Genomic DNA, 7,725 nt, shown 5'->3' with positions numbered 1-7,725 from the left:
GGGTCACACATCCGGTCCGACGGCGCTGGTCAGCGGCGGTCTGTTGTGTCTGGCCGCCGTCGTGGCGATCTGGGTCAGCACACCCGCGCTGCGCCACACCACCGTCGGCACGAACACCGGAGACACGCGGCGGGCATCACCCGATCCGGTGTAGGAATCGCGGTCGTATGCGCGGCAGGGAAGTGGGACTCGGTCCTCCGACTGGGCTAGCCTCGCTGCACATATTCGATTGATCGACTAAAGGAGGTGTGGTTGTGCATCCGTTTCGGGCAGCCGTGGAAGCTCGGGATTTAGCCGCCGTCGAGGCGCTACTTGCCGATGAGGTCGTGTTCACCAGTCCGGTCGCCTTCCAGCCCTACCGGGGCAGGGCGGTCACCGCGGCCATCCTGCGCGCGGTGAACCGGGTGTTCGAGGATTTCCGCTATGTGCGCGAGATCGCCGACAGCGGTGGCCGGGATCACGCCTTCGTCTTCGAAGCCCTGGTGGACGGCAAACAGGTCACCGGATGCGATTTCCTGCATTTCGACGAGCAGGGTCGCATCGATGACTTCATGGTTATGGTGCGCCCGCTCTCGGCCGCGCAGGTGCTGGCGGCACGCATGGGCGAACAATTCGAGGCAATCACGGCCGAGGCCACGGCGCAGCTGGAGAACGAAACGCCACAGCGGTAATCGCGTCCGCGGTCGTGCCGCCGTTCACCTCGTCATGTCACTCGGCGAGTTCGACGCTGCTGGTGACGGAGAAATCGATCTGGCGGCGAGCGTTGGACAGCGTGGTCAGCACGCACGTGCCGAGAGGTCCGGTTCGGTCGTAGAGAGTCGAGGTGCCGATGGACACGCCGTGCGAGGCGATGGTGTCGTCGGCGCGCAGGCCGACTTCGTGGCCGCGAGGCAAACGTGAGATCGCGACGGTCACATCGGCATTGATGTAGCCGGCGCCCTCGGATCCCCAGTGGCACACTTGGTTGCTCGCGTCGCCGAGTATCGCGATTCGCTGGAATGCGGTGAGCTTCTCCCCGGCGACCAGCGGCGGCAGGCTGAACCAGGCCGCTTTGCGTTCGGCGTTCTGGTTCGCCGCGAAATCGGCGGTCCAGTCCTGGTCACCGCTCTTGAACAGCGGCGGCGTTCCTTCGGGGGAGGTGCAGCCCGGCGGCGGGACCGGCAAGTCCTCGGTCCGGCTCCACACGCGGCCGGCTGGTTCGGCGCCGGTGGTCAGGAAGACCACCGAGGCGCGGACGCGATCCTGGCCGTCCTGCACGAGGGCGGCGTCGGCGACGGTGATGCGGGAACCGCGGCGGACCACTTCGCTGCGCAGATCGAACGCGGAATTCGCCACCGGCTGATACAGGTCCACCGTGAGCCGGGCCGGAAACATGCCTTCGGGACAGTGGGTTTCGAGCTCACGCGCGAGCAGTCCGCACACACCGGTCCCGCTCAGTTGGTTCGGCGACCACGCGCTGACCGCGATGCGCTCGGCGACGAGCCGATTCCCCTGCCGGACGAAGAAGTGCACCATCGACGCTTCCCCTCGGATCGACTACGCCATCGAGACTTGTAACACGTTACAGGGCCCGCGTCGAGGTGCACGCCTGGAGCCGTCGCCGCACACGACCTTCCACCGGCTGGACACTCGGCGCGTGCCGGGCCCGTTCGACGGGCGCTACGGTCGGTGTGTGATCTCCTTTCGGACGGCCATCCGGGCGGCGTACGTCGGCATCGTCGCCGTGCTGACGGTGTTGCTGGTGGTGCCGCAGGTCCGGCTGTATCGGGATGAGCAGTCGCGCGCCGACGTGGTCGACCAATTGCATTTCCTGCGTGGGGAATTGGACTCGGGGCTCGGGGACGAGATGCAGGGGATGTTTCCGGAGGGGTACTTCTTCTCGCACGCCCTGTACGGGTTGGCGTGGACCGATGTGGCGCGCGGGGACGCGGCGTATCGCGAGGAGGCGCTGCGGGAGGCGCGGTGGGCGCTGGATCGTCTGGAATCCTCCTCGGGTCGGGCGGTTTTCGACGCGCGGCTCCGTCCCTCCCACGGGGTCTTCTATGTGGGGTGGTCCAGCCGGTTGCGCGGGGCGGTGGTCGAACTCGCCGGTCCCGGCGCGCCGGAGACCGCGCGATTCACCGCGGATTGCGATGCGCTCGCGGCGGCGTTCGCGGCGGACGGACCGTTCCTCTCGGCGTATCCGGGGCAGGCGTGGCCCGTCGACAGCGTGGTGGCCGTGGCCGCGCTGAGCATGCACGATCGCGTCGTCGGGGCTCGCTTCGCCACGGTGATCGGTGACTGGCTCACGGCTGCCCGTGCGGGCCTGGACCCGGCGACCGGGCTGCTGGCGCACCGGGTGGCACCCGCGACCGAGGGGGCGCGCGGCTCGTCGCAATCGATCATCCAGCGGTTCCTGCCCGAGATAGACGCCACGTGGGCGGCGCAGCAGTACGGCGAATTCCGTCGACACTTCATCGACACTCCGCTCGGACTGCCCGGCATACGGGAATATCCGCGCGGAAGCGACGGTGCGGGGGACGTTGATTCGGGCCCGCTCCTGCTCGGTGTCAGCGCCTCGTCCACGGTTGTCGCCATCGGCGCGGCGCGCGCGCACGGCGATCTGTCCCTGTCCGGCCCACTTACCGGACTCGGCGAGAGTCTGGGCGTGCCGGTCACTCTCGGCGACTCCAAACGCTACGCGTTCGGCGCCCTTCCCATCGGCGACGCGTTCCTGGCCTGGTCCTTCGCCGCCCCGCTCGCCACCACCGCGACATCCTTTCCGCCGGTGGTCCACCGGTGGTGGCGGATACCCTGGCATGTCCTCACCGCGGCGGTCCTCACCCTGCTCTGGTTCCCGACGGTCCGGGCACTCATCCGGGGGCTGCGCCGCCCGGCACCGATGATGGTTCCGGCCGCCGATCGGAGCTGATCGGTCGGGTCGCGAGCCCCGGTTGGAGCCACCCGTGATGTCTGCCGTATGCGCTTGTCACGGTCGTGTATTCGTCGCGATATCGGAAGCCGAACGCGACGCGGCCCGCCGAGGACCGTTCGGTGTCGCTCCGCCCCGGACGGTGTTCCGGGGCGTCTCGAATACCGGTCGGGTCGCTTCGGCGGGCCTGCGGTAGCGGATAGGAGTGGATTCGGGTCAGGCGTCGATGGCCTTGTGATTGTTGGTGTGGGCGATCTGGATCTTGCGGGGCTTGGCCTTCTCCGCCACCGGAATCACCAGGCGCAGGACGCCGTCGGTGTAGTCGGCGCTGATGTTGTCGGTGTCGAGTCCTTCACCGAGGAACAGCTGGCGGCTGAATACGCCGCGGGGGCGTTCGGCGGCGATCATCGAACGGTTGGAATCAAGCGTCGGGCGGGAGGCCCGGACGGTGACCACATTGCGTTCGATATCGATGTCGAGGGATTCGGGGTCGATCCCGGGCAGGTCGAGTTCGACGTGGAATTCGTCGCCTTCGCGCCAGGCGTCCATCGGCATGACCGCGGGACGGGCGGCGGTGCCGAAGACCTGTTGGGTGAGTCGGTCCAGATCGCGGAAGGGGTCGGTACGCATCAGCATGGTCGCCACCTCGATCACTCCATTCATGTTCCGTGTCGTGTTGTTCTTGTCCGTCCGGTCCAGGAAATCTCTGTCGCTGGACATAGATTTGTTTTAGCACTCGTACGAGGAGAGTGCAAGAGGATACGATAGGAAACCTCGTCGACGTGTCAGGTGAAGTGAGGGCGTGATGGTGCGAGAGCGAGGTGGGCACCGGCTTCCCGAGCCGGGCCGGGCGGTGTACGCGATCTCGGTGGCGGCGGATCTGTCCGGGCTCGGCGTGCAGACCCTGCGGCTGTACGAGCAGCACGGGTTGATCACGCCCGCGCGCAGCAGTGGAGGCACCCGGCGCTACAGCGGTGAGGATCTGGCTCGATTGCATCGGATCGCGACCCTGGTCGCCGAGGGCGTCAACCTGGCCGGTGTGGCGCGCATCCTGGAGCTCGAGGATGTCGTCGTCGAACTGTCCGCGGAGAACAGACGCCTGCGCGGCGGGCGCTGAGGTGCGGAATTCGCCTCCGGGCAAAGGGGTTAACGCGGCCGTTCACCGCGGCGAGGGCGGCCCGACGCGCCTGTCGGTCATTGAGCGTCCTTCCGATCGCACTCGTCGGGAAGGCAACCTCCCGATCCGCCGGCGGTCCTCGGTCAGCGATACCCGGGCGCGGCGTGCTCAATCGCTCGGCGGCGAGGAAATCGCGATCCGCCGCGCGCGGGATGTCGCGAATGTCGGGATGGTCGCCCCGATTCCGACGGTGGAGCTCGGCGTAGGGCAGGATCGATCCCATCATGACCGGGAACGACGGCCTCGACCGCGCAGCGCGGCGGCGGCACATCGCGAGACTGACGCTGTGCGTCGTCTTTCTCGGCGTGCTGTTCTACCTGGTGGCTGTCGCGCGGATCGTCGACGTGGACGAGGTGCGCGAACTCGTCGCCGCGACCGGGCCCGCCGCCCCGGTGGTCTACACGATGGCGTCGGCGACGCTCGGCGCGGCCCTCGTGCCGGGGCCGATTCTGGCGGCGAGCAGCGGACTGCTGTTCGGTCCGCTGGTCGGGACCTTTGTCACCCTCGCCTCGTCGGTCGGTACGGCCGTCATCTCCGCCTATCTCGGCCGCCGCGCCGGACGCGACAGCGCTCGCGCACTGCTCGGCGCCGACCGTGCCGAGCGCGTCGACGCCCAACTCGAGCAGCGCGGACTCTGGGCGGTCGTGGGACAGCGCTTCGTTCCCGGCATTCCAGACGCGCCTGCCTCCTATGTATTCGGCGCGTTCGGAATCCCGTTGTGGCAGATGGCCGCGGGCGCCTTCATCGGCTCGGCGCCTCGGTCCTTCGTCTACACCGCTCTCGGCGCCTCCCTCGACGACCTGTCCGCGCCCCTGGCCTACGCCGCGCTCGCCGTGTGGTGCGTCATGGCGACGATCGGCGCGTTCACGGCCCATCGCGGGTGGCGCGGTTGGCGTCGCCGTGGTCGGTCTCCGGAGCGGGAAGCCGTGCCCGCCGAGTCCGAGTTGGGCGGGACCGAGCCGGGCGGGACCGAGCCGCGATCCCCGATCGGCACCTGACCGGACGCGGGTTATGCCGCGCCGCACCCGGAGTCGCCGCCCGAGTCCGCCGCACCCGATGTGCATCGTGTGCGGCGAATCCCCGCCGCGAGCAAACCGGCCACGCCGACGGCGCCGTGCCACCTCGGACGGAGATGTCGGTACCGACCCGGAAAGAGGCACATCGTTCGGCTGTCGCGGATGAGCCGCCGCGGCGGGCGGCGATGACGACCCATCTCGGTGGTCCGGTGCTCCGAATGCGAATCGACAGCTGCATCAGAGGACACGAGAGGTGATCGATGGGTACCGGTAAACACAGGGTGGTCGGCCCGCGGAGGCAGAAGGTGGGGTCCGCGGTGGTCGCCGGAGCGGTTCCGGTGGTGCTCACGCTGGTGGGCAGCGGTGCGGCCGACGCCGACGCCGACGCCGTGGTCGGCCGCAGCGACTACGGCAGCCATCTCGCCCTGGTGGCCGACGGTTCCGGTGCGGCCGAGCAGGATCAGACGCCGCGCTGGCCCTCGGCGCAGGCGCCGAATGTCCGTCCGTACGAGGGCGCGCGCATCCCGGACGACACATACAGTTCCTTGCAGTGGGCCCGTCCGGTGCCGCGTCCCGACTACCTCTCGCCGGTGGAATCCCTGCATCCGCCGACTCCGGTCGCACCGGTGCCGCCGATCGCGCCGCCGCCGCGCATGCTGCGCTTCGGCGATGTCCAGGTGGAATCCCCGGACTGGCTGCCACGGGAACAGGCCATCCAGATCAACGACACCTCGGCCCGCGCCGAGGCGGAGCTGGCGACCTTCCTCGACTCGGTGGGCATGGAGCGCACGCGCTCGGATCGTGTCGCGAGCCAGACCATGGGCGCCGCCGCACTCGGGGCCACGGCGGGCGCGGCGATCGCGAGTCCGTTCGCCGTCATCGGCGCGGGTTTCGGCGGCGCACTGGGTCTGGCCATCGGTATGCCCTTCGCCCCAATCGGTCTCGCGGCGGGTCCGCTCGGCGCGGCCTACGGCGCCGCGCTCATGGCGGCGCCGCTGGCCGCAATAGGCGCGGGTATCGGTGCGGGACTCGGCATCACCGCCGCTGTCGCCGCACCGCCGCGGGCCGTCGCTCCGGCACCGGACGCGGCCGTCGCGGCCGGTGATTCGATGCCGTCCTGATCACCGCACCGCCCGGCTGAACAGTGCTCGACCGAGACCCGAGGTTCGCGATCACCGTTGTGACCTCGGGTTCTCGTTTCCCGCCGCGGGCCGTGTAGATCCGGGTCGCCGCGCCGGATTCGTTCGCGGGCGCGCCCGCTGTCGGCGAAATGGCGTTCGGTGCCGGTTCGCCGCCGTTGCGAGGCGGCAGCGACTACGGCGCGAATCCGCGTGCACGCCGTGCAATGTGGTGGAAAACGATGGCGCATCGCCGACTGGACGCGCAATGTTGTAGGGGATTCACGGCATTCGCCGTAAGGTTTCCGGTGTTCCGTCGATCGCGGCGGATATCGAGAACTCGGCTGCCGTGGTGCGCGACAACAGCGCCGTCGTGCGGCAGGCTGGTGGCCGGTCGGCGATCGTGGGAAGGAAGGTAGTCATGGGTAGGCACCGCAAACCTGTTCGGCGTTCGGCGCGTCCGACGGCGCGACTGCTGTGGGTCGTCATGCTCACGACGGTCACCCTGACCGCGGTTGGTATCAGTCGCATCGGCAGGTGAAGCGTTGCACGCCGCGGTCGCCGCGGCGGGCTGACCGCTTCGAAACCCGCCCGCCGGAAACCTCACAGCGAGTTCTCCGGCGGGTGAGGTCGTCGCAACGGGACCGCTACAGATAGAAATCCCCGTGCGACAGCCGCATCATCGTGCGGCAACGGCCCGCTGGTGTCGTGGTGTGATGGGAATCGCATCATGGTTCAAACAGAAATCGTCCACCGCCGTCGACAAGCCGATATTCGATCAGATCGGCGGCTATGAGGCATTGGAGGCCGTGGTCGCGGACTTCTACGTCCGGGTGTTGGCCGACGAGCAATTGGCCGGATTCTTCACCGGCACGAATATGAGCAGGCTCAGGGGCAAGCAGGTCGAATTCTTCGCCGCCGCTCTCGGCGGGCCCGATCCATACACGGGTGCGCCGATGAAACAGGTCCATCAGGGGCGCGGTATCACGATGGAGCATTTCGGTCTGGTGGCCGGCCATCTGACCGAGGCGCTCGCCGCGGCCGGTGTGCCCGCGGAGTTGGTCGCCGAGATCATCTCCGCCATCGCCCCGCTGGCCGATGACATCACCTCCGGCGCCGCGACCGTGGCCGACTGAGCGCGTACCGCCCCTGGCTTGCCTGCGGTGCGGCGGCATAAGCTTGGCCCGGACAAATCGGGTCGAGCCGAATGGTCGGTTCGCTCATCGTAGGGAGCACAGATGATCTCTGTCATCGCCGAGTTGACCGTGCAGGACGGCAAGGGCGCCGAATTCGAATCCGTCGTCGCGGATCTCGTCGAGCAGATCAAGGCCAACGAACCGGGCAACCAGGCATACCAGCTCGTGCGGTCCAAGAGCGACCCCAATTCCTACCGGATCTTCGAACTCTACGCCGACCAGGCCGCGCTGGAAGCGCACGGCAAATCCGACCACTTCCGCGCCGCGGGCAAGCAACTCGCGACGCTGCTGGCCGCCGCGCCGAAGA

9 protein-coding genes are annotated in these 7,725 nt (G+C 68.6%); 7 read left to right on the top strand and 2 right to left on the bottom strand.

Annotation, left to right across the window (positions count from 1 at the left end):
• The first annotated feature begins 254 nt into the window (after positions 1-254).
• Positions 255-671, top strand: a complete 417-nt coding sequence (locus APZ21_RS14230) for a nuclear transport factor 2 family protein (RefSeq protein WP_054813788.1) — start codon at positions 255-257, stop codon at positions 669-671.
• Positions 672-708: 37 nt separating this feature from the next.
• On the opposite strand, the gene APZ21_RS14225 is transcribed toward APZ21_RS14230, so the two are convergent.
• The gene (locus APZ21_RS14225; protein WP_054813786.1) at positions 709-1,515 is read right to left on the bottom strand and encodes an acyl-CoA thioesterase domain-containing protein; all 807 of its coding nucleotides are present in this window, start codon (positions 1,513-1,515) and stop codon (positions 709-711) included.
• Between the two features lie 157 nt (positions 1,516-1,672).
• Between APZ21_RS14225 and APZ21_RS14220 the strand changes: the two genes are divergently transcribed.
• The gene (locus tag APZ21_RS14220; RefSeq protein WP_156371068.1) at positions 1,673-2,911 is read left to right on the top strand and encodes a hypothetical protein; all 1,239 of its coding nucleotides are present in this window, start codon (positions 1,673-1,675) and stop codon (positions 2,909-2,911) included.
• Positions 2,912-3,127: 216 nt separating this feature from the next.
• Here the strand turns inward: APZ21_RS14220 and APZ21_RS14215 are convergent, their stop codons facing one another.
• Positions 3,128-3,547, bottom strand: coding sequence for an Hsp20/alpha crystallin family protein (locus APZ21_RS14215; RefSeq protein WP_054813787.1), 420 nt, complete (start codon positions 3,545-3,547; stop codon positions 3,128-3,130).
• Positions 3,548-3,716: 169 nt separating this feature from the next.
• Between APZ21_RS14215 and APZ21_RS14210 the strand changes: the two genes are divergently transcribed.
• The 5 genes from APZ21_RS14210 to APZ21_RS14185 form a co-directional block, all read left to right on the top strand.
• Positions 3,717-4,028, top strand: a complete 312-nt coding sequence (locus APZ21_RS14210) for a MerR family transcriptional regulator (protein WP_054813784.1) — start codon at positions 3,717-3,719, stop codon at positions 4,026-4,028.
• A gap of 284 nt (positions 4,029-4,312) precedes the next feature.
• A complete protein-coding gene (locus APZ21_RS14205) occupies positions 4,313-5,086 on the top strand; it encodes a TVP38/TMEM64 family protein (protein WP_054813783.1) in 774 nt (257 codons plus the stop codon).
• Between the two features lie 278 nt (positions 5,087-5,364).
• The gene (locus tag APZ21_RS14200; RefSeq protein ID WP_054813782.1) at positions 5,365-6,225 is read left to right on the top strand and encodes a hypothetical protein; all 861 of its coding nucleotides are present in this window, start codon (positions 5,365-5,367) and stop codon (positions 6,223-6,225) included.
• A 713-nt stretch (positions 6,226-6,938) separates the two neighbouring features.
• Positions 6,939-7,358 carry a group I truncated hemoglobin gene (locus tag APZ21_RS14190; protein ID WP_054813780.1) on the top strand — a complete coding sequence of 140 codons (420 nt, stop codon included), beginning with the start codon at positions 6,939-6,941 and terminating at the stop codon, positions 7,356-7,358.
• A 102-nt stretch (positions 7,359-7,460) separates the two neighbouring features.
• The coding region (locus tag APZ21_RS14185) for a putative quinol monooxygenase (protein WP_054813779.1) at positions 7,461-7,725 on the top strand (265 nt) is incomplete at its 3' end.

Source organism: Nocardia arizonensis (genome assembly GCF_001310275.1).
Classification (GTDB): domain Bacteria; phylum Actinomycetota; class Actinomycetes; order Mycobacteriales; family Mycobacteriaceae; genus Nocardia; species Nocardia arizonensis.
This window is presented reverse-complemented; position numbering and strand designations above follow the sequence as displayed.

Coding starts and splice junctions, on each gene's coding strand:
- APZ21_RS14225 (WP_054813786.1), bottom strand. CDS start 1,515: ATGGTGCACTTCTTCGTCCGGCAGGGGAATCGGCTCGTCGCCGAGCGC.
- APZ21_RS14215 (WP_054813787.1), bottom strand. CDS start 3,547: ATGCTGATGCGTACCGACCCCTTCCGCGATCTGGACCGACTCACCCAA.
- APZ21_RS14210 (WP_054813784.1), top strand. CDS start 3,717: ATGGTGCGAGAGCGAGGTGGGCACCGGCTTCCCGAGCCGGGCCGGGCG.
- APZ21_RS14205 (WP_054813783.1), top strand. CDS start 4,313: ATGACCGGGAACGACGGCCTCGACCGCGCAGCGCGGCGGCGGCACATC.
- APZ21_RS14200 (WP_054813782.1), top strand. CDS start 5,365: ATGGGTACCGGTAAACACAGGGTGGTCGGCCCGCGGAGGCAGAAGGTG.
- APZ21_RS14190 (WP_054813780.1), top strand. CDS start 6,939: ATGGGAATCGCATCATGGTTCAAACAGAAATCGTCCACCGCCGTCGAC.